The 373-nt window shown below is 42.4% G+C and carries 1 protein-coding gene; it reads right to left on the reverse strand.

Features of this window, described 5'->3' with window-relative positions; translation table 11 throughout:
- Positions 1 to 164 precede the first annotated feature (164 nt).
- The coding region (locus tag KQJ19_RS23865; RefSeq protein ID WP_216404296.1) for a hypothetical protein at positions 165 to 373 on the reverse strand (209 nt) is incomplete at its 5' end.

A 373-nucleotide genomic window follows, 5' to 3' on the forward strand; every position in this document is an offset into this window, starting at 1 on the left:
ATTCAGGAATCACCGCATAGCGTACGGGTAGTAATGCCGGTCCCTGTGACATACAGTCACATTTATGATTTTTCATCTCAGCCAGCCCGATATATTGCGCAGAATTTCCTGCGTTCGCGACAGTTCATTTTTTTTGCTGCAGATAGTTATGAAGCGGATATTTTTTATTGCTGCCTTCCAGACTTCTTCGCAACCCGTCTGAGAATTTCAGGTCTTTTTTCATAATTTATCCAGACCGTTAAAAACCATTCAGCATCCTTATTAATAATAAAAAAAACAAAATGTCCCTCCTGAATGATCAAAGGGCGTACCTTTGCGCAGAGGGTTTGGCGGGATCTCTGTTCGCCTCCACTCTTTTTTTCGCCGTTTATGC

This window comes from Citrobacter sp. S46_ASV_140 (assembly GCF_018919545.1).
Classification (GTDB): Bacteria; Pseudomonadota; Gammaproteobacteria; order Enterobacterales; family Enterobacteriaceae; genus Citrobacter; species Citrobacter braakii.